The following is a 19,958-nucleotide window of genomic DNA, read 5'->3' as shown; positions in this document are numbered from 1 at the left end:
GGTGCCCCCTCCAGCGGAGGCCAGCAGCATCATCGCCCGCCGGTAGCGCACCGAACTCGTGCCGCCCCGGCGCACGATCTGCTGCAGCTTCTGCCCCTCGTGGTCGGTCAGTCTGCGCACACGGACGGGCTCGGCCACCGCGCCTCCAGCGGTCGGATCGGATGTCACCGCACATGCAACCGCCACGACCGCCGACCCGGCGAACCTATGCGGTCACAGCACTAGCCAGGTCTCGGGCACAGGACCGTCCATGGACGGCGTATCCCAGCACCGGATGCACCCGCGCCTGGCGGCACACGGCCCCTGGCTCCAGCACCGCGGCGAACTCCGCTGATCCACGGCACGTTGATCCGGCTGAAGGCTGATCGGCCGCCCGGCGACCGTGCCCCGAAACCGGTCTGGCTGTAGTCCTCGATGACCGGCGAAGACATCGACGTACACCGGCAGAGACTCGATGTTCAGCTGGTTCGACATCGGCCGCTACGTCGCCGCCCCCCGCCGCCAGGAGCAGATGTTCGCCCCCGCTCTCACCGCCGAGGACGGCCTCGGCCGGTACACCGACGAGCTGGGCATGCCGCAGCACCGGTGACGGGCCCGCATGCCGGTCCCGCCGCCCGGGGCTAGGGGGCCATACGAGAGAGGGTCGAATAACCCCATCGGGGCCGTTTCCTCTTCGGGCCGTTTCCTTGCCCCTCGGCCGTCGCCGGGACACTTCCTCAGCAGCGACAGGCTCTCCACAGCGCAGATACCAGCCGACGTCGCCCCACCCGCGTCCGCGCACTGGCCGCGCCGGTATCAGCACCGCCTCCGCCACCGGCCCGGTGCTCAACCGGCCGCCCCGTGGATGGCTGCCCCAGCAGCGCCACCATCAAATGGGACAACGGATCGACCCCGAGACACCGTCGGCCTGGACACGGCTACGCCCTCCCGGCCCCTGTACGGCCCGTGGGTCTTGGCATCGACCCTCAAGTCAGTCGCCCGGACCGCGAGCCAGGACCTCGATCATCCACTCAGCTGCAGGTCAGACGGTTTGCAGCTCCCCAGGCCGTCTCCGGACTCCAAACTCACGAGCAGCGGATCCAGTCCGCCCAGGCAAAGTTGACGATCCGACACCCAAAAAAGAACGTTTCCGCAGGTCAGAAGCCTGCAAAGGTGGGGCGGGTGGGACTCGAACCCACGGCCGACGGATTATGAGTCCGCTGCTCTAACCGGCTGAGCTACCGCCCCATAGCGGCGTGTCGCGTACATGTGTGCGCGCCGTCTGCCGCAGCATAGCCGCTCATACGATCTCACGCTTCGGCTGGTGGACCTTGCACGACCAGGAGGACAGTGCCCCTGGCCTGCACGGTTCCCGCCGACATGAAAAAGGACCCCTACGGGGTCCTCGATCACGATGCTCCCCCGACTGGACTCGAACCAGTAACCTGCCGGTTAACAGCCGGCTGCTCTGCCAATTGAGCTACAGGGGACCGAGCTCCCCCGACTGGACTCGAACCAGTAACCTGCCGGTTAACAGCCGGCTGCTCTGCCAATTGAGCTACAGGGGAATGCCTCGTTGCATCGAACGTACTTGCCTGGGTATTCGCCAGGGGGCGCTCGCTCGCTGCGACACATACATTAGCGCAAGCAGGGGGGTGCTCCGCCAATCGGTTCCCCCCGGCGCCGATGTCGTGCCAGGGGATACGCAAGGAGAGGGTGGCCACCATGCGCTACAGGCTCACGTTCGTCGTCGGGCTCGCTGTGGGTTACGTACTGGGCACGCGTGCCGGACGCGAGCGGTACGAGCAGTTGAAGAAGTCCGCGCGGCAGGTCGCACAGAACCCCGCCGTGCGCAACACCGCGGAGACGGCCGCCCAGCAGGGCCGGCAGTACGCGGGCAAGGCGTACCACGCGGTCAGCGACAAGGTCGGTGACCGCGTTCCCGAATCGGTCGCGGGCCGGGTGCGGTCCCTGCGCGACCGCAACACGAATGGCGCCGCCGGGGACGACTGGGGCACCAGCAACACCTAGCGACGCCCTCGACGCGTCCCGGGGGCGCCGGAAACGGCCGCCCCGGGGACACGGGCGTGTGACTTGTGCGGCTCCGGCGCGGGGGCGCGACCAGCGACAACGCCCCACGCCGGACCGCCCCGGCACACCCCCGCGGTCTCCGCGGCCCAACCCGGGCGGCGCGTGCGGCAGAATTTTCTTCATGGGGATAGTCGCCGGGTTGGACAGTTCACCCGATTTCACTCGTATCGTCGTCTGCGACGCGGACACCGGAGCCGTGCTCCGGCAGGGGTATGCGCCGCATCCGCTGGAAGGCGCCGAGAGTGTGGGCGGGCGGCCCTCCGACGTCGATCCGCAGGCCTGGCTGCTGTCGCTGGGCGAGGCCGCGGGCGGTGGGCTGCTCGAGGGCGTCCAGGCCATCGGCGTCTCCTCGCAGCAGAACGCCGTCGTGCCGCTGGACTCGCAGGGCAACACGGTGCGGCCGGCGATGGTCGGCGGGGACAAGCGGGCGCAGGTCGCGGCGGCCGACCTGATCGACGCGGTCGGCGGGCGTGAGGCGTGGGCGCAGGCGGTGGGATGCGTCCCGCAGGCCGCCCAGCCGGTGACCAAGCTGCGCTGGCTGGCGAAGAACGAGCCGGACGCGGCCGCCCGGACCACCGTGCTGCTCCAGGCCCACGACTGGCTCGTGTGGCAGCTCCTCGGGCGGCCCGTGCGCAGGACGACGGACCGCGGCGGGGCCTCCGGGACGGGGTACTGGTCCGCCGCCACCGGCGGATACCGGCCAGATCTCGTCGAGCTGGCCCTCGGCCACCAGGCCATGCTCCCCGAGGTGATCGGACCCTCCGACGCGGCGGGTACGACGCCGGAGGGGCTGCTGATCTCCGCCGGGACGGGCGAGACCATGGCCGCGGCCCTGGGGCTCGGTATCGGACACGGGGACGCGGTCGTGTCCCTCGGCGCCTCCGGCTCCGTGATGGCCGTGCACCACGAGGCGCTCGTCGACCAGAGCGGGATGATCACCTCGCTGGCCGACGCCACGGGCATGCACCTGCCGGTCGTCACCACCCTGAACGCCGTACGGACCCTGCGCGGTGCCGCCGAGCTGATCGGGGCGCCCGATCTGGAGGCGCTGTCGGACCTGGCGATGAAGTCGACCCCGGGGTCGCACGGGCTGGTCATGCTGCCCTACCTGGAGGGCGAGCGGACGCCGAACCTGCCGCACACGGCCGGGACACTGGCGGGCCTGCGCCGCGAGTCCATGAAGCCCGAGCACTTCGCGCGGGCCGCCTTCGAGGGCATGCTGTGCGGGCTCGCGGACGCGCTCGACGTGCTGCGCGGCCGGGGCGTGGACGTGCGGCGGATCTTCCTGCTCGGGGCGGCGGCCGAGCTGTCGGCCGTACAGGCGGCGGCGCCCGCGCTGTTCGGGGCGCAGGTCGTCGTACCGCAGCCGGCGGACTACGCGGCGATCGGGGCGGCCCGGCAGGCCGCGTGGGCGCTCGGGGCGTCGCAGGGCACCCTCGACCCGCGGACCCCGCCGGCCTGGCAGGGCGCGGCGGCGCAGGTCCTGGACCCGGGTGAGGAGCTGGCCGTCGGACAGGCCGTGCGGCAGCAGTACGTGTCGGTACGGGAGCAGACCCACCCGGGCGCGTTCCGCGCGTAGGGCGGACCGGCGGGCCAGGCGGGGGACGGGCAGGTCCGGGCCGAGAGCCCGGTGGGCCCTCGCGGGGTATCCGGTGCACGGGTCCGCCTCGGGTGTACACGGACGGCCGTAAAAGCACTGCTGTGAGCTTAATCGGTTGAGGTAACGCGGGTGGAGTGTCCGACGATAGGGGCCAGGGGCAACCAATGCCCCTCCTCTGCTCCGCCCCGCCGACTCCGAGAGACGTAGCGTGCTCATACGACTACTACGGACCTATCTCAGGCCCTACAAGAAACCCATCGCCCTGCTGGTGGCGCTCCAGTTCCTCCAGACGTGCGCCACCCTCTACCTGCCCACGCTGAACGCGCACATCATCGACAACGGCGTCGTCGAGGGGGACACCGGCTACATCCTGTCCTACGGCGCCGTGATGATCGGCATCTCGCTGGCGCAGGTCGTGTGCAACATCGGCGCCGTGTACTACGGGGCCAGAACCGCCTCGGCGATCGGCCGGGACGTACGGGCGGCCGTCTTCGACCGGGTGCAGTCCTTCTCCGCCCGCGAGGTCGGTCACTTCGGCGCGCCCTCGCTGATCACCCGGACCACCAACGACGTCCAGCAGATCCAGATGCTGGCCCTGATGACCTTCACGCTCATGGTGTCGGCGCCCATCATGTGCGTGGGCGGGGTCGTGCTGGCGCTCGGCCTGGACGTGCCGCTGTCCGCCGTGCTCATCGCCGTGGTGCCGACCCTGGGCGTCTGCGTGACGCTCATCGTGCGCCGGCTGCGGCCGCTGTTCCGGTCGATGCAGGTGAAGCTGGACACCGTGAACCGGGTGCTGCGGGAGCAGATCACCGGCAACCGGGTGATCCGCGCCTTCGTCCGGGACGAGTTCGAGCAGCAGCGGTTCCGCGAGGCCAACGCCGATCTGACCGGCATCTCGCTGAAGACCGGCAACCTGCTCGCGCTGATGTTCCCGGTGGTCATGACCACGGTGAACCTGTCGTCGATCGCCGTGGTGTGGTTCGGCGCCCACCGGATCGACAGCGGTGGGATGCAGATCGGTGATCTGACCGCGTTCCTCGCCTATCTCATGCAGATCGTCATGTCCGTGATGATGGCCACGTTCATGTTCATGATGGTGCCGCGCGCGGAGGTGTGCGCCGAGCGCATCCAGGAGGTGCTGGACACCTCGTCGTCCGTGGTCCCGCCGGTGGCTCCAATCACCGAACTGCGGCGGCACGGGCATCTGGAGATCCGGCAGGCCGGATTCCGTTATCCCGGTGCCGAGGAGCCCGTCCTCAAGTCCATCGACCTCGTGGCGCGGCCGGGCGAGACGACGGCCGTGATCGGCTCGACCGGCAGTGGCAAGTCCACGCTGCTGGGGCTGGTTCCCCGGCTGTTCGACGTCACCGAGGGCGAGGTGCTCGTCGACGGGGTGGCCGTCGCCGAGGTCGACCCGGTGCTGCTGGCGAAGACCGTCGGTCTCGTGCCGCAGAAGCCGTACCTGTTCGCGGGCACGGTCGCCACCAACCTGCGCTACGGCAATCCGGACGCCACGGACGAGGAGCTGTGGCACGCGCTGGAGGTGGCACAGGCCAAGGACTTCGTGAGCAAGCTGGAGAACGGGCTCGACTCCCCCATCGCGCAGGGCGGGACGAACGTCTCCGGTGGTCAGCGGCAGCGGCTGGCGATCGCGCGCACGCTCGTGCAGCGGCCGGAGATCTATCTCTTCGACGACTCCTTCTCGGCCCTCGACTACGCCACCGACGCGGCGCTGCGGGCGGCGCTCGGGCGGGAGACCGCCGAGGCGACCGTGGTGATCGTCGCCCAGCGGGTGGCCACCATCCGCGACGCCGACCGGATCATCGTCCTCGACGAGGGTCTGATCGTCGGTACGGGTACCCATGGCGAGTTGATGGCGGAGAACGAGACCTACCGGGAGATCGTGCTCTCCCAGCTCACGGAAGCGGAGGCTGCCTGATGGCCGGGCCCATGGGGCGCATGATGGCCGGCACCGGTCCCGAGAACCGTTCGCTGGACTTCAAGGTGTCCGGCAGGCGGCTGCTCGCCCAGTTCAAGCCGGAGCGGTTCACCCTGTACGCGATGCTGGTCTGCGTGACGCTGAGCGTCGGCCTCAGCGTGGTCGGGCCGAAGATCCTCGGCCAGGCCACCGACCTGGTCTTCGCGGGCATCGTCGGACGCGAGATGCCGGCCGGGGCGAGCAAGGAGCAGGTTCTCGACTCGATGCGGGAACGCGGTGACGGCAGCGTCGCCGACATGCTCAGGAGCACCGACTTCACGCCCGGCAAGGGCATCGACTTCGGTGCGGTGGGGAACGTCCTGCTGTTCGCGCTGGGAGTGTTCCTGATCGCCGGTCTGCTGATGGCCGTGGCGACGCGCCTGGTCAACAAGACCGTCAACCGCACGATGTTCCGGATGCGCGAGGACGTGCAGACGAAGCTGTCGCGGCTGCCGCTGTCGTACTTCGACAAGCGTCAGCGCGGCGAGGTGCTGTCCCGCGCGACGAACGACATCGACAACATCGGGCAGACGCTCCAGCAGTCGATGGGGCAGCTCATCAACTCGCTGCTGACCATCATCGGTGTGCTGGTGATGATGTTCTGGGTGTCGTGGATCCTGGCCCTGGTCGCGCTCGTCACCGTGCCGCTGTCGGCGGTCGTCGCCACGCGCGTGGGCAAGCGGTCGCAGCCGCATTTCGTGCAGCAGTGGCGCTCCACCGGCAAGCTCAACGCCCATATCGAGGAGATGTACACCGGCCACACGCTGGTGAAGGTGTTCGGGCGCCAGGAGGAGTCGGCGCAGCAGTTCGCCGAGCAGAACGACGCGTTGTACGAGGCCGGGTTCAAGGCCCAGTTCAACAGCGGGGTGATGCAGCCGCTGATGATGTTCGTGTCGAACATCAACTACGTGCTGGTCGCGGTGGTCGGCGGACTGCGGGTCGCCTCGGGTTCTCTGTCCATCGGTGACGTGCAGGCGTTCATCCAGTACTCGCGCCAGTTCTCGATGCCGCTGACGCAGGTCGCGTCGATGGCGAACCTGGTGCAGTCGGGCGTCGCCTCGGCCGAGCGGGTCTTCGAACTCCTGGACGCGGAGGAGCAGGAGGCGGACCCGGTCGCGGCCGAGCGGCCCGCGGAGCTGCACGGGCGGGTGGCGCTGGAGGGCGTGTCCTTCCGGTACGACCCGGAGAGGCCGCTCATCGAGGACCTGTCCCTGACGGTGGAGCCCGGGCACACGGTCGCCATCGTCGGTCCGACGGGCGCCGGCAAGACGACGCTGGTGAACCTGCTCATGCGGTTCTACGACGTCTCCGCCGGGCGCATCACCCTCGACGGAGTCGACATAGCGCGGATGTCCCGCGACGAACTGCGTGCCGGGATCGGCATGGTGCTCCAGGACACCTGGCTGTTCGGCGGCACCATCGCCGAGAACATCGCGTACGGGGCGTCGCGGGAGGTCACCCGGGGCGAGATCGAGGAGGCGGCGCGGGCCGCGCACGCGGACCGGTTCGTCCGTACCCTGCCCGAGGGCTACGACACGGTGATCGACGACGAGGGCAGCGGGGTGAGCGCCGGTGAGAAGCAGCTGATCACCATCGCGCGGGCGTTCCTGTCCGACCCGACGATCCTGGTGCTGGACGAGGCGACCAGTTCCGTCGACACCCGGACCGAGGTGCTGATCCAGAAGGCGATGGCGAAACTGGCGCACGGGCGTACGTCGTTCGTCATCGCGCACCGGCTGTCGACCATCCGGGACGCCGACACGATCCTGGTGATGGAGAACGGCTCGATCGTGGAGCAGGGGGCGCACGCCGACCTGCTCGCGGCCGACGGGGCCTACGCGCGCCTGTACAAGGCGCAGTTCGCGGAGGCACTGGCCGAGGTCGACTGACGGGAGAACGGTATCCGGCCGGGGACCGACGGGGGCCGCTCGCATCGGGTGAGGGCGAGCGGCTCCGCCCGGTCGGGGTCCCGCTCAGTCGAGGTAGCCCCTGAGCTGGTCCGCGAAGGCGTGGTCGCGGAGTTTGTTGAGGGTCTTGGACTCGATCTGCCGTATCCGCTCGCGCGTCACGCCGAAGATGCGGCCGATCTCCTCCAGGGTGCGCGGCCGGCCGTCCGCCAGGCCGTAGCGCAGCTGGACGACCTTCCGCTCGCGTTCGCCGAGGGTGGAGAGCACGGCCTCGAGGTGCTCGCGCAGCAGCAGGAACGCCGCCGACTCGACGGGGCTGGCCGCGTCGCCGTCCTCGATGAGGTCGCCGAGGGCCACATCGTCCTCCTCGCCCACCGGGGCGTGCAGGGAGACCGGTTCCTGGGCGAGGCGCAGGACCTCGCCGACGCGCTCCGGCAGCAGGTCGAGCTGGGCGGCGACCTCTTCGGCGGTCGGCTCGTAGCCGCGTTCCTGGAGCATCCGGCGCTGTACGCGGACGACCCGGTTGATGAGTTCGACGACATGGACCGGGACGCGGATGGTGCGGGCCTGGTCGGCGAGCGCGCGGGACATGGCCTGGCGGATCCACCAGGTGGCGTACGTGGAGAACTTGTAGCCGCGGGCGTAGTCGAACTTCTCGACCGCCCGGATCAGGCCGAGGTTGCCCTCCTGGACGAGGTCGAGCATGGTGAGCCCGCGCCCGACGTACCGTTTCGCGACGGAGACCACGAGCCGCAGGTTGGCCTCGATGAGGCGGCGCTTCGCCATCCGGCCCAGGACGACCAACCGGTCGAGGTCGAGGGCCAGTTGGCTGTCCAGGTCGCTCGCGCCGCTCAGTTTCTCCTCGGCGAACAGGCCGGCCTCCACGCGGCGGGCCAGGTCGACCTCCTCGGCCGCGGTGAGCAGCGGGATGCGGCCGATCTCCCGCAGGTACTGCCGGAACAGGTCGGAGGAGGGGCTGCCGCTGTCGGTGGCGCGGGGACGGGCGCGCGGCGGCTGGAGGAGCTCCGGAACGTCCTCGGGGGTTCCTTCGGAGGCGCCTTCGGGGGCGTCCAGCAGGGCCTCGGCAGGCGGCTCGGACTCCTGCTCGCTCTGCGTCTCCGCGTCCGTCTCCGCGTCCGTTTCCGCGTCTGGCGGCGCGGCTGTCTCCGTCCGGGTCTCCGGGTGGTGCGCGGGACGGTTCTGCGGCGGGACGGCGTTCAGGACGTCGGCCTCGGCGTCCGGTTCGGTGCCGTCGGCCGTACTGGTACCGGTGGTACCGGCCGTACTCTCGGCAGTGCTGACGGACTGGGTCAGGGTCTGGGTCTGCACGGGGGCGACCTCCAGGATGATCGCTGCTGAGGTGAGCAGCAGCGGTACTTCGGGGGGCGGAGTCGGCGGCCACGCCGCGTCCCTCCGGGATCGGCCGCGCTCCGAGGACTCAGGCACCGCACCCCAGTGTGGAGTACGACACACAGCCGCCACGAGGGGCGTGCGGCGACTTTTTGCGTCCGGTCCGTGACCGCGCGGCTACCCTGCCGCGGGCGGCGGCTCAGAGAGCGGACGGGCCCTCGTGCTGCAACGCCCTGTCGTACCTGGTCAGGATCATCATCTCGTTCTGGACGGCGGCCGACTGGGCCGGGTCCGTGTGGCCGAGACGCGTCAGTGTGCTCTGGAGATCGGTGAGCCGGCGCGCCACGGCCCGCCGACGGACCGTCACCAACTGCTCGCCCGCGTAGTTCTCGTCGACCGTGCGGCGCATGATCGCCTCGACGGCCAGCTCGGTCACCATGGCCCGGACCGCGTCGTCGGGTGCTGCCTCCCGGACCCGGACGAGGTACTCCTGTCCGTCCTTGACGCCGTACTCGGCGCCGCCCGCGTCCTGGATCGCCTGGCGTACGGCGGCGTAGGGGGCGGCGGTGAACTCGTCGATCCCGTACGCGTCGAAGGCCGGGGAGACCAGCTCGGGGCGTTGCAGGGCGAGCTTGAGCAGCTCGCGTTCGGTGGCGTAGACGGCGTTGCGGAGGTTGAGGGCGGGGCCGCCGCCCGGCGGCCGGGCGGCGGACTCGTACGGCTGCGGGCCCCGGGCCGGCGCCGGACCCTTGCCACCTCGGTCGCGGGCCCAACGGGCCAGCTGGGCAACCCTTTTGACGACGAACTGGGTGTCCAGGATGCCGAGCATGCCGGCCAGCTGGACGGCGACCTCGTGCTGGGCGCCACTGTTCTTGATGCGGGCGACGATGGGCGCGGCCTCGTCGAGCGCGGCCGCGCGGCCGGCCGGGGTGTCGAGGTCGTAGCGGACGACGATCTGGCGCAGTGCGAACTCGAAGAGGGGGGTGCGGGGTTCGACCAGGTCGGCGACCGCCTCGTCGCCCTTGGCCAGGCGCAGGTCGCAGGGGTCCATGTTGTCCGGCGCGATGGCGATGTACGTCTCGGCGGCGAACTTCTGGTCGTCCTCGAAGGCGCGCAGGGCCGCCTTCTGGCCGGCCGCGTCGCCGTCGAAGGTGAAGATGACGCGGGCGCTGCCGTTGTCCATCAGCAGCCGGCGGAGGATCTTGATGTGGTCGCCGCCGAAGGCCGTGCCGCAGGTCGCGATGGCGGTGGTGACACCGGCCAGGTGGCAGGCCATGACGTCGGTGTAGCCCTCGACGACGACCGCCCGGCTGGTCTTCGCGATGTGCTGCTTGGCGAGGTCGATGCCGTACAGCACCTGGGACTTCTTGTAGATCGCGGTGTCGGGCGTATTGAGGTACTTGGGCCCGTTGTCCGCCTCGTAGAGCTTGCGCGCGCCGAAGCCGACCACCTCGCCGCCGATGTCGCGGATGGGCCACATCAGACGGCCCCGGAAGCGGTCGATGGGCCCGCGGCGCCCCTCCTGGGCAAGCCCGGAGAGCAGCAGCTCCTTGTCGGTGAAGCCCTTGCCGCGCAGGAAACGGGTGAGGTGGTCCCAGCCCTGCGGGCTGTAGCCGACGCCGAAGTGGAGGGCCGCGGCCTGGTCGAAGCCGCGCTCGGCGAGGAAGACCCGGCCGGTCTCCGCCTCGGGCCCGGTGGCGAGCTGTTCCGCGTACCACTCGGCGGCGACCTTGTGCGCCTCGACGAGACGGATGCGTTCGCCGCGCTGGTGGGCGGGGTTGTAGCCGCCCTCCTCGTAGCGCAGGGTGATGCCGGCCTGGGCGGCGAGCCGCTCGACCACCTCGGAGAAGGTGAGGTGGTCTACCTTCATCACGAACGAGATGGTGTCGCCGCCCTCCTGGCAGCCGAAGCAGTGGAAGAGTCCCTTGCTCGGGCTGACCTGGAAGGACGGCGACTTCTCGTCGTGGAACGGACAGAGGCCCTTGAGGTTGCCGCCGCCCGCGTTGCGCAGCTGGAGGTACTCGGACACCACGGCGTCGATCGGGACCGCGTCCCGTACCGCCTTCACGTCCTCGTCGTTGATCCGTCCTGCCACGAGGTGATTCTACGGGGGCGCGCCGACACCCGAGGGGCGCGCTACGGGGCGAGACCCTCCAGGGGGACGTGCGGGTCGGCCAGGGCGTCCGTGTTCACGGGGGTCCGGGCGCGGATCAGCTTCTGGATCGGCTCTGTGACGTCCCACACGTTCACGTTCATCCCGGCGAGGACACGGCCCTCGTGCAGCCAGAACGCGACGAACTCCCGCTTGCCGGCGTCGCCCCGGATGACCACCTCGTCGTACGTCCCCGGCGGGGCCCAGCCGCTGTACTCCATGCCCAGGTCGTACTGGTCGGAGAAGAAGTAGGGCACGCGGTCGTAGGCGACCTCCTTGCCGAGCATCGCGCGGGCGGCCGCCGGGCCGCCGTTGAGGGCGTTGGCCCAGTGCTCGACGCGCAGCCGGGTGTCGAAGAGGCCGTGCGGGAAGGACGCGACGTCGCCGGCCGCGTGGATGTCGGGGTCGGAGGTGCACAGCCGGGCGTCGACCGCGATCCCGCCGCCGTGCGCGCGGTCGGCGAGGGTGAGGCCCGCCGCCTCCGCGAGGCTTGTCCGGGGGGCCGCGCCGATCGCGGCGAGGACGTCGTGCGCCGGGTGCTCCTCGCCGTCGTCGGTGCGGACGGCGAGGACCATGCCGTCCTGGCCGACGATCTCGGTGAGCCGGGCGCCGAAGTGGAAGCGGACGCCGTGCTCGCGGTGCAGGTCGGCGAAGACGCTCCCGAGCTCCGGGCCGAGGACGCCGTGCAGCGGGGTGGGCTCCGGCTCGATGACGGTGACCTCGGCGCCGTACTCGCGGGCCGCCGCCGCGATCTCCAGGCCGATCCAGCCGGCGCCGGCGATCACCAGGTGGCCGTTGTCCCGGCCGAGGGAGGCGAGGACGCCCTTCAGGCGCTCGGCGTGCGCGAGCCGGCGCAGATGGTGCACGCCGGCGAGGTCGGTGCCGGGGATGTCGAGCCGGCGCGGCTCCGCGCCGGTGGCCAGGAGCAGCTTGTCGTAGTGGGCGAGTGTGCCGTCGTCGCCGAAGCGGACCGTCTTCGCGGTGCGGTCGATCGCGTCGACGGTCTGGCCCAGGTGCAGTTCGATGTCGTTCTGCGCGTACCAGGCCGGCTCGTGCACGAAGACGCTGTCCCGCGCCTCCTTGCCGAGCAGGAAGCCCTTGGAGAGGGGCGGTCGCTCGTAGGGGTGGTCGCGCTCGTCGCAGATCAGTATCACGCGGCCGGTGAAGCCCTCCGCCCTCAGCGTCTCGGCCGCCTTGGCGCCGGCCAGGCCTCCTCCGACGATGACGAATGTCTGATCCGCGTCGACCACGTGATGCCTCCTCGTAGGGGTGCCGCCACATGCGAGCGTCCCGCACGCAGCGTGATGGGGGAAGGGGGACGTGCCCGATCAGGGCACGCTGGGTCACGTTCGGGCCCCGTTCGGACGCACCTCGGGCGCGCCCGGTACGCACTCGTCAGGGTCTCGTCTGCCCCGTCAGACGGCTGTGAAGCGAGCGGGCCGAGGCGTCGGTGAGGGAGGCGATCTGGTCGACGATCACCCGCTTGCGGGCGCGGTCGTCGCCCGCCTGCTCGAACAGGGCGTGGAACTGGGGGTCCAGGCCGTCGGGGGCGCGGGCGGTGAGCGCCTCGGCGAGCTCGGTGATGACGACGCGCTGGTCGGCGCGCAGCCGTTCCTGTTCGGCGCGCTGCATGACGTACCGGTCGGCGACAGCCTTGAGGACCGCGCACTCCAGGCGCGCCTCGTCGGGTACGACGAGCTCGGCGTCGTAGCGGGTGAGGCGGCCGGTGCCGTACCGCGTGCGGGTGGCGCCCTCGGCGGCCAGACAGAAGCGGCCGATGAGCTGGCTGGTGGCGTCCTTCAGACGGGCCTGGGCGGCCGCCGTGCCGTCGTAGCCGTGCGGCCACCAGTCCTGGTCCTGGAGGCGGTCGAGGGCGGCGGCGAGTTCGGCCGGATCGGTGCCGCCCGGGACGTAGCGGCCGACGGCGACCCGGAAGATCTCCTGGCGCTCCGGTTCGGCGTGCAGGCAGTTGGGGTCGATGTGCCCCGCGTGCAGGCCGTCCTCGACGTCGTGCACCGAGTACGCCACGTCGTCGGCCCAGTCCATGACCTGCGCCTCGAAGCACGTGCGCGTGCCCGGGGCCGTTTCACGGACCCAGTCGAACACGGGCCGGTCGTCCTCGTAGACGCCGAACTTGGAGGATGCCGGGTCGACGGGGTGGGCGCCTCGGGGCCAGGGGTACTTGGTGGCGGCGTCGAGGGTGGCACGGGTGAGGTTGAGGCCCACGGAGCCCTCGGCGGTGAAGCGCTTGGGTTCGATGCGAGTGAGGAGCCGCAGCGACTGGGCGTTGCCCTCGAAGCCGCCGCAGTCCCGCGCGAACTCGTTCAGCGCCTGTTCGCCGTTGTGCCCGAACGGGGGGTGCCCGAGGTCGTGGGAGAGGCAGGACGCCTCGACCAGATCGGGATCGCAGCCGAGGGCGGCGCCGAGTTCGCGGCCCACCTGGGCGCACTCCAGGGAGTGGGTGAGGCGGGTGCGGGGGGTGGCGTCCCAGGCGTCGGTGCGGGTGCCCGGCGTCACCACCTGCGTCTTGCCCGAGAGCCTTCTCAGCGCCGAGGAGTGCAGGATGCGGGCACGGTCTCGTTGGAAGGCGGTCCGGCCCGGCCGTTTGTCGGGTTCAGGCGCCCAGCGGGCGACTGACGTCGGGTCATAGGCGGTGTCGAGGTGTGCGGTGCCTTCCATGTCTCGACAGTAAGCGGCAGCGGTGACAATCGGGCGCCACGAGGCGCCCGCCGAGCCGCCGCGTTCCGGTCACCGGCGAGTGCGGGGCGGTCAGCGGCCGATCCGGCCGCGCCACTTCGCCGGGCTGCCGCAGCGTGCCGGACACGGGCGGGTGCGGGGCGGTCAGCGGACGGGCAGGGCCGCGCCACTTCGCCGGGACTGTCCGTGCCGGACACCGGCGGGTGCGGGGCGGTCAGCGGACGCGTGCGCCCACGCCACTTCGCCAGGCCGCCGCGTGCCGGGCACGGGCGGGTGCGGGCGGGCCGTGGGTTCTCGCGCGCGCCCGCGTGCCGTCAGGCGGCCTTGCTGGAGTTGCTCATCTGCCATGCCTGGTCGTAGCGGTGCAGGAGCAGGCTCGCCATCGCCGGGTGGGTGCCCAGGGGGGCGGACGCGATCCAGGGGGCCGCCGCCGCGGACTCCGTCGCGAAGCGGCCGGGGGCCGTGAAGTAGGAGGCGACCGCCACCCGGTCGCGGCCCCGCGCGGCCAGGGCCCGCAGCGCCGTCGGGACGGTCGGGGTCGCGGTGGAGGCGTACGCGGGGACCACCGGCACGCCCAGGCGCCGCGCCAGGAGGCCGGCAGTGCGGCGGGTGTCGACGGCCGAGTCGGGGTCGCGGGAGCCCGCCGCCGCGAGGACGACCGCGCTCGTCCGGCGTTCCGCCTCCGTCATGTCGGTGCGCCACCCCGCCTCAACCAGGCGGGCGTACAGGGTCTCCACGAGGAGCGGGTGCGGGCCGAGCGGCGCGGCCACGCGCGTGTGCACCCTCGCCTTCGCGGCCATCTCCGGGATGTCCCGTTTGACGTGGTAGCCGCGGGCCAGCAGGAGGGGGACCAGGACGGCGTCCGCCGTGCCGTCGGCGTCGAGGCCGGCGAGGGTGTCCGTCAGCAGCGGCTCGTTGAGCTCGATGTGGCCGAGGTGCACCGACAGGCCGGGGCGCTGCTCGCGGACGCGGTCCAGGAGCGTGCGGACGGTGCTCAGCGCGCGCGGGTCGCGGCTGCCGTGGGCGACGACGACCAGCGCGGGCGGTCCGGGACGCCGGCGGCCGTCGTGCTGGACGAGGCTGAGCTGGCTGGCGAGCTGGGAGCTGATCCGGTTCATGATGTGCGCCGTACTGTCGAGGTGGACTTCGGACTCGTCGTACTGCGAGGGCGACGCCGTCATGAACAGATCCTGACGGCACGAGGTTGCACCCCGGTTGCCTGACCGTCACGAGTGTTTTCGGGTCGTTCACGCCGTGCCGGGGGCCGGTGTGAGATGTGGCTCGTGGCACGTGAGCGAACCGGATCACAGTGGGCTGCGTCTTTCCGGGCCGTAGGGGCTCACGACCTGGGGGGACACCGTATGCACATCCGTCGACCGCGGCTGCCGCGCACCCGTGCCGGGCGGCGGCGGCTGGTGCAGGCCGTGATGGCCGGGTGCGTGCTCGCGCTGCTGCCGGCCACCTGGCTGTACGTGTCCACGTCCTGCCGGCTCGGTACGACCGCCGACGCGCCGCGCACCGAGGTCGCCGTCGTCTTCGGCGCCGGTCTGTGGGACGGCGAGCCCTCGCCGTATCTCGCGCACCGGCTGGACGCCGCGGCGAAGCTGTACCGGGAGGGCCGTATCGAGGTCGTGCTCGTGACGGGTGACAACAGCCGTGAGGACTACGACGAGCCCGACGCGATGCGCGCCTATCTGACCGGGCACGGGGTGCCCGACGCGCGGATCGTCAGCGACTACGCCGGTTTCGACACCTGGGACTCCTGCGTCCGCGCCAAGAAGATCTTCGGGGTCGACAGGGCCGTACTGATCAGCCAGGACTTCCACATCCGGCGGGCCGTCGCCCTGTGCGAGGCGGCGGGGGTGGACTCGTACGGGGTCGGCGTCGCCGCCAAGCATGACGTGACCTGGTACTACGGGGGCGCCCGGGAGGTCCTCGCGGCCGGTAAGGCTGCCCTGGACGCCGTGTTCGAGCCGGACCCCCGGTTCCTCGGGCCGAAGGAACCCGGGGTGACGAGGGCGCTGGCCCTGGCGGCCTCGGGGTGACCGGGGCGTGGCCTCTGGGTGGGGACCGCGCGAGGACTGCGTGGAGGTCCGCGCGAGGACTGCCTGGAGGTCCGCGCGAGGACTGCGTGGAGGTCCGCGCGAGGACTGCGTGGAGGTACGTGCTCCCGCACCCAAAGGTCGGGGGCGAGACCGGTGCGGGGGCGGGGGCGGGGGCGGGGACGGGGACGGGACCGGGGACGGGACGGGGGCGGACCGGGAACGACCGGGGGCGGGGGCAGGCGGCGCCTGCTGGTCCCGGCCCCGGCCCGGTCGACTGCCCCCGGCTGTCAACGTCCCCGGAAGACCGGGGGCCGTTTCTCCAGGAACGCGGCCATGCCCTCCTTCTGGTCCTCGGTGGCGAACAGGGCGTGGAACACCCGGCGTTCGTAGCGGATGCCGTCGCGCAGGCCGGTCTCCAGGGCACGGTCCACGCACTCACGGGCCGCCCGGACCGCAGTGCGGCCGTACGAGGCGATGGTCGCCGCCGCGGTCAGGGACTCGGCCAGGACGCGCTCGTCGGGCACCACACGGGAGACCAGGCCGCACGCCTCCGCCTCCCGCGCGTCCATCGTGCGGCCGGTGAGGACGAGGTCCATCGCCTTCGCCCGGCCGACCAGACGGGTCAGCCGCTGGGTGCCGCCGATGCCCGGGACCACACCGAGCCTGATCTCCGGCTGGCCAAACACCGCCGACTCCCCCGCGATCACCAGCTCGCACATCATCGCCAGCTCGCAGCCGCCGCCGAGAGCGACGCCGGCCACGGCCGCGATCTTCGGGGTGCGCAGATCGGCGAACTCCTCCCAGCGTGAGAAGTAGTCCTCCTCCGCCATCTCCACGGCCGACTTCCCCGCCATCTCCCTGATGTCGGCCCCGGCGGCGAACGCCCGCTCCGACCCCGTGACCACGAAGCAGCCGACCTCCGGGTCGGCGTCCAACGGGCGCAGGACTTCGAGGAGTTCGGCGAGCAGTGCGGAGTTCAGCGCGTTCAGGACGTGCGGGCGGTGCAGGCGCACGGTCACGACCGCGCCCTCGCGTTCCAGCTTCAGGTTGTCCGTCGGGTTGTCCGTTGTCACCGTTCCATCGCCTCCTCTACGAGTCCCAGATCGCGCCGTACGCCGGAATCCCGCGCCCTTCCAGCCCGTGCACCACCTGCCAGGTCAGCTTCTTGTTGGAGATACAGATCACCGCCTCCGCGCCGAAGTCCCGGTACGCGGCGTACGCGAGCGCCACCATGTCCGGCTTGCCCTCGCGGGACGTGTCCCAGACGACGGCCTGCGGCTGGACGGCGAGGATCTCGTCGACGAGGGCGTCGCCGTAGGTCGCGCGGGGGTCGCGGGTCGCCCAGACCAGGCGGGAGGGGACCTCGGCGGCCAGCAGGTGGGGCAGACAGGGGCCGATGCCGCTGCCGGTCGCCACGTACACCACCCTCTCGAACAGGACCTCGATGTTGGCGACCCCGGCCGTGGTGATGCCCTTCGTCCACACCTTCGACGGCAGGTCGTCGATGAAGGAGCCGGTCCAGTCGCCCGCCCGCGAGATCGTGAGCCGGAAGCCGGACTCGCCGGGGGCCGGGACGTTGGCGAAGGAGTGCCACTCCTTGAGCGGGCTGCGGCTGATGGCGGTCGAGGAGCCGGCGAACGGGGTCTCGCCGTAGTCGAAGCGCGCCAACGCCACGTGTGGGGAAGGGCGTTCGGTGCGTACGTCGACCCTGCGCAGCCGCAGCCAGGGCAGTGCCACGCTGAACGTCACGAGTGCGAGGGCCGACAGGGACAGGGGATCCGGCGCGGACATCAGGGTGTGCGTCCAGAAGAGGGCGAGGGCGCTCCAGCCGCCGAACCGGTGGATCTTCTCGAAGGCGTCGTGGTGGAGGGAGCGGAAGGGGGGAAGAGCCGTCCCCACGATCAGCGCCAGGAGGGCGATCAGCGTCCAACTCACGGCCATGAGAGACCCGTTCGTCGTCCTGAGCGCCAGCGCCAGGAACCACACCGTTCCCGCGAGCGCCCCGCCCACGTGCAGTCCGCCGAAGTGGTAGACCTTTCCGAGCATCCAGCGCAGCCGCAGCGGCCAGTGCGTGGGGGCCGAAGTCGCCAGCCGGAAGAGGAGGTTGACGACGTACTGCTGGCGGATCAGGACGGCCAGCGCGAGATTGGCGAGGACGGCGTGACCGAGTGACCGATCGGACAGGGTCCGATTCTCGTACGCGTACCCCAGGTTGAGGACGATCACCAGGGCCACGAGGCGGTTGTGGTGCATCAGCCGGGGGTGTTTGAGCAGGCGGCGGAGCTTCGTGACGGGCGGCAGTTCGGTCTCCGACCGGTTCAGCGAGGTCGTCACCGGGCGCCCACCGCCAGTCGCTCCTGGGCCATTCTCAGCAGGGCCTGTTTGTCGATCTTGCCGCGGTCGGTCTCCGGCAGAAATGTCAGGGGCATGACATCTTCGGGCACGCAGTAGTACGGCAGCGCTTCGGCGACCGCGCGGCGGGCCGCGGCCGGGTCGACGTCGGCCGGGCAGACGAAGGAGACCAGGCTGCGGGCGTCGCGCTTGAGGGTCACCGCGCGGACGCAGCCGGGGAGGCCCTCCAGGACCGACGACACGGAGTCCAGCTCGACACGGAAGCCGCGCACCTTGACCTGGTCGTCGGTGCGGCCGAGATGCTCCAGCTCACCGCCTGGGGTCCAGCGGCCGAGGTCACGGGTGCGGAACATCCGATGGCCGCCGCCGAGGAAGGGGTCGGGAGCGTACCGCTCTTCGTTCAGCGGCTCGTTGGCCAGGTAGCCCACGGACACGCAGGCGCCGCCCGCCCACATCTCACCGACCTCGCCGATCGGCAGGGGGCGGCGGTCGGCGTCGAGGACGTAGACGGTGTTGTTCGGGGTGGGTCGGCCGATCGTCAGCAGCGGGGCGGCCGGGTCGTGGCGGCTCATCGTGTTGACGATGGTCGTCTCGGTGGGGCCGCAGCAGTTGAAGAAGTCCGCGCGGCGCGCCCAGCGGTCCGCCAGCGGGCGCGGGCAGGGTTCCCCGGCGACGGCCACCGCGCGCACCCGGGGACAGGCCGCCGGGTCGATGCCGGACAGGACCGTCGGAGTGGCGATCAGCACGGTGGCCGTGCGGGCGGCCTCGGCGACGTCCTTGCCCCGGATGACCAGGGTGGCGCCCTGCGCGAGGCATCCCAGGATCTCCCAGGCGGCCATGTCGAAGGCGATGTTGAGCAGCTGGGCCACGCGGTCGCCGGGGCGGATACCGAGGGAGCCGGGGCTGGTGAGGAGGATGTTGGCGACGTTGCGGTGGGTGACCTCCACGCCGTTGGGGCGACCGGTGGTGCCGGAGGTGAACAGGACGTAGCAGCCGTGGTCGGGGGTGACCCGGGGGCGGGAGGACAGGGCCGGGGCGAGGGGGCCGCTGCGGGGAGGGGCGGGGAGGAGGAGCCCGAGGGGGACGTCACCAGGGTCGCCGAGGAGGACGTCACGGGGGTCGCCGAGGACAATCACGCGCGGGCCGGCCGGGACCCTCGAAACGTGCTCGCGCTGGGTGAGGACCACGGCGGTGGCCGCGGTGCGGACCACGTGGTCGAGCTGGGTCCTGGGGGCGACGCCGATGTCCTGAGGGACATATGCCGCGCCCGCCTTCAGGATGCCGAGCAGGCCCACGACCATGGATATCGAGCGGCGGACGAAGAGGCCGACACGATCGCCGGGACCGACGCCCTCGCGGACCAGGCGGGCGGCGAGGGCGTCGGCATGACGGTTCAGCTCGGCGTAGGTGAGGGTCGCGCCCTGGTGTTCGGCCGCGATCGCGTGCGGGGTGGCGGTGGCGTGCCGTTCGACGGCGTGGTGGATCAGCGGGTCCGGGACGGGAACGGCCGGGCCGTGGCCGTATTGCAGGAAAAGACGCTGATCGCGGGGGGTGAGGTGGCGCAGAGGCATGTCGGGGGACCTCCAGGCTGCTTCGAGTCTCGATGACATGTCCGGGGCGGCGGCGCGCCCGGGAATTCGAAAGCCGTGCGGGGTCGTGCGATGCCGTGCGGGGTGGTGCGAGGGTGTGGGTCGTGCGATGCCAGAGGCCGTGCGCTGCCAGAGGCCGTGCGCTGCCATGAGACCGCGCGCTGCCATGAGACCGCGCGGCTGATGAGCGTCGACTCTACTGCTGGCCCTTCACC

The 19,958-nt window shown here is 71.4% G+C and carries 14 protein-coding genes, 3 tRNA genes and 1 pseudogene; 6 read left to right on the top strand and 12 right to left on the bottom strand.

What is annotated here, in order from left to right:
• Positions 1 to 6: 6 nt before the first annotated feature.
• Positions 7 to 138: pseudogene (locus tag OHS71_RS27630) on the bottom strand (IS630 family transposase); the annotation flags it as partial.
• 316 nt (positions 139 to 454) lie between these two features.
• Here OHS71_RS27630 and OHS71_RS27625 point away from each other — a divergent pair.
• Entirely contained in the window at positions 455 to 589 is a 135-nt protein-coding gene (locus tag OHS71_RS27625; protein ID WP_328482019.1) for a hypothetical protein, read from the top strand.
• A 564-nt stretch (positions 590 to 1,153) separates the two neighbouring features.
• On the opposite strand, the gene OHS71_RS27620 is transcribed toward OHS71_RS27625, so the two are convergent.
• From OHS71_RS27620 to OHS71_RS27610, 3 genes are all read right to left on the bottom strand, one after another.
• Positions 1,154 to 1,227, bottom strand: a tRNA-Ile gene (locus OHS71_RS27620).
• Between the two features lie 169 nt (positions 1,228 to 1,396).
• Positions 1,397 to 1,469 (bottom strand) — tRNA-Asn (locus tag OHS71_RS27615).
• A 5-nt stretch (positions 1,470 to 1,474) separates the two neighbouring features.
• A tRNA-Asn gene (locus OHS71_RS27610) sits at positions 1,475 to 1,547 on the bottom strand.
• A 157-nt stretch (positions 1,548 to 1,704) separates the two neighbouring features.
• Here OHS71_RS27610 and OHS71_RS27605 point away from each other — a divergent pair.
• From OHS71_RS27605 to OHS71_RS27590, 4 genes are all read left to right on the top strand, one after another.
• The gene (locus tag OHS71_RS27605) at positions 1,705 to 2,010 is read left to right on the top strand and encodes a YtxH domain-containing protein (RefSeq protein WP_328482018.1); all 306 of its coding nucleotides are present in this window, start codon (positions 1,705 to 1,707) and stop codon (positions 2,008 to 2,010) included.
• A gap of 181 nt (positions 2,011 to 2,191) precedes the next feature.
• Positions 2,192 to 3,649: a xylulokinase gene (locus OHS71_RS27600; protein WP_328482017.1), complete on the top strand. Its 1,458-nt coding sequence runs from the start codon at positions 2,192 to 2,194 to the stop codon at positions 3,647 to 3,649.
• A 229-nt stretch (positions 3,650 to 3,878) separates the two neighbouring features.
• On the top strand, positions 3,879 to 5,612 hold the full coding sequence (locus OHS71_RS27595; RefSeq protein WP_328482016.1) for an ABC transporter ATP-binding protein: 1,734 nt from the start codon (positions 3,879 to 3,881) through the stop codon (positions 5,610 to 5,612).
• Positions 5,612 to 7,540, top strand: coding sequence for an ABC transporter ATP-binding protein (locus OHS71_RS27590; protein WP_328482015.1), 1,929 nt, complete (start codon positions 5,612 to 5,614; stop codon positions 7,538 to 7,540). Before OHS71_RS27595 ends, OHS71_RS27590 begins: the two co-directional genes overlap by 1 nt.
• A gap of 84 nt (positions 7,541 to 7,624) precedes the next feature.
• Here OHS71_RS27590 and OHS71_RS27585 read toward each other — a convergent pair whose 3' ends face one another.
• The 5 genes from OHS71_RS27585 to OHS71_RS27565 all read right to left on the bottom strand — a co-directional run bounded on the left by OHS71_RS27585 (position 7,625) and on the right by OHS71_RS27565 (position 14,938).
• Complete coding sequence (locus OHS71_RS27585; protein WP_443047066.1) at positions 7,625 to 9,004, bottom strand: RNA polymerase sigma factor; 1,380 nt, start codon at positions 9,002 to 9,004, stop codon at positions 7,625 to 7,627.
• A gap of 103 nt (positions 9,005 to 9,107) precedes the next feature.
• Entirely contained in the window at positions 9,108 to 11,003 is a 1,896-nt protein-coding gene (gene dnaG, locus OHS71_RS27580; RefSeq protein WP_328482014.1) for a DNA primase, read from the bottom strand.
• 41 nt (positions 11,004 to 11,044) lie between these two features.
• Entirely contained in the window at positions 11,045 to 12,310 is a 1,266-nt protein-coding gene (locus OHS71_RS27575) for an NAD(P)/FAD-dependent oxidoreductase (protein ID WP_328482013.1), read from the bottom strand.
• Between the two features lie 145 nt (positions 12,311 to 12,455).
• A complete protein-coding gene (locus OHS71_RS27570) occupies positions 12,456 to 13,739 on the bottom strand; it encodes a deoxyguanosinetriphosphate triphosphohydrolase (RefSeq protein WP_328482012.1) in 1,284 nt (427 codons plus the stop codon).
• Between the two features lie 332 nt (positions 13,740 to 14,071).
• Positions 14,072 to 14,938: a sirohydrochlorin chelatase gene (locus OHS71_RS27565; protein ID WP_328482011.1), complete on the bottom strand. Its 867-nt coding sequence runs from the start codon at positions 14,936 to 14,938 to the stop codon at positions 14,072 to 14,074.
• Positions 14,939 to 15,118: 180 nt separating this feature from the next.
• Between OHS71_RS27565 and OHS71_RS27560 the strand changes: the two genes are divergently transcribed.
• Positions 15,119 to 15,802, top strand: a complete 684-nt coding sequence (locus OHS71_RS27560) for a SanA/YdcF family protein (protein ID WP_328482010.1) — start codon at positions 15,119 to 15,121, stop codon at positions 15,800 to 15,802.
• Positions 15,803 to 16,089: 287 nt separating this feature from the next.
• Here OHS71_RS27560 and OHS71_RS27555 read toward each other — a convergent pair whose 3' ends face one another.
• Genes OHS71_RS27555 through OHS71_RS27545 form a run of 3 tightly spaced genes read right to left on the bottom strand, consistent with a single transcriptional unit; the run spans position 16,090 to position 19,725 of the window.
• Entirely contained in the window at positions 16,090 to 16,875 is a 786-nt protein-coding gene (locus OHS71_RS27555; protein WP_328482009.1) for an enoyl-CoA hydratase-related protein, read from the bottom strand.
• A 16-nt stretch (positions 16,876 to 16,891) separates the two neighbouring features.
• Entirely contained in the window at positions 16,892 to 18,136 is a 1,245-nt protein-coding gene (locus OHS71_RS27550; RefSeq protein ID WP_328482008.1) for a hypothetical protein, read from the bottom strand.
• On the bottom strand, positions 18,133 to 19,725 hold the full coding sequence (locus OHS71_RS27545) for an amino acid adenylation domain-containing protein (protein WP_328482007.1): 1,593 nt from the start codon (positions 19,723 to 19,725) through the stop codon (positions 18,133 to 18,135). The genes OHS71_RS27550 and OHS71_RS27545 overlap by 4 nt, the downstream gene beginning before the upstream one ends.
• Positions 19,726 to 19,958: the final 233 nt, after the last annotated feature.

This window comes from Streptomyces sp. NBC_00377, assembly GCF_036075115.1.
Taxonomy (GTDB): Bacteria; Actinomycetota; Actinomycetes; order Streptomycetales; family Streptomycetaceae; genus Streptomyces.
This window is presented reverse-complemented; position numbering and strand designations above follow the sequence as displayed.

Coding starts and splice junctions, on each gene's coding strand:
- OHS71_RS27605 (WP_328482018.1), top strand. CDS start 1,705: ATGCGCTACAGGCTCACGTTCGTCGTCGGGCTCGCTGTGGGTTACGTA.
- OHS71_RS27545 (WP_328482007.1), bottom strand. CDS start 19,725: ATGCCTCTGCGCCACCTCACCCCCCGCGATCAGCGTCTTTTCCTGCAA.
- OHS71_RS27590 (WP_328482015.1), top strand. CDS start 5,612: ATGGCCGGGCCCATGGGGCGCATGATGGCCGGCACCGGTCCCGAGAAC.
- OHS71_RS27600 (WP_328482017.1), top strand. CDS start 2,192: ATGGGGATAGTCGCCGGGTTGGACAGTTCACCCGATTTCACTCGTATC.
- OHS71_RS27565 (WP_328482011.1), bottom strand. CDS start 14,938: ATGACGGCGTCGCCCTCGCAGTACGACGAGTCCGAAGTCCACCTCGAC.
- OHS71_RS27625 (WP_328482019.1), top strand. CDS start 455: ATGTTCAGCTGGTTCGACATCGGCCGCTACGTCGCCGCCCCCCGCCGC.
- OHS71_RS27560 (WP_328482010.1), top strand. CDS start 15,119: ATGCACATCCGTCGACCGCGGCTGCCGCGCACCCGTGCCGGGCGGCGG.
- OHS71_RS27570 (WP_328482012.1), bottom strand. CDS start 13,739: ATGGAAGGCACCGCACACCTCGACACCGCCTATGACCCGACGTCAGTC.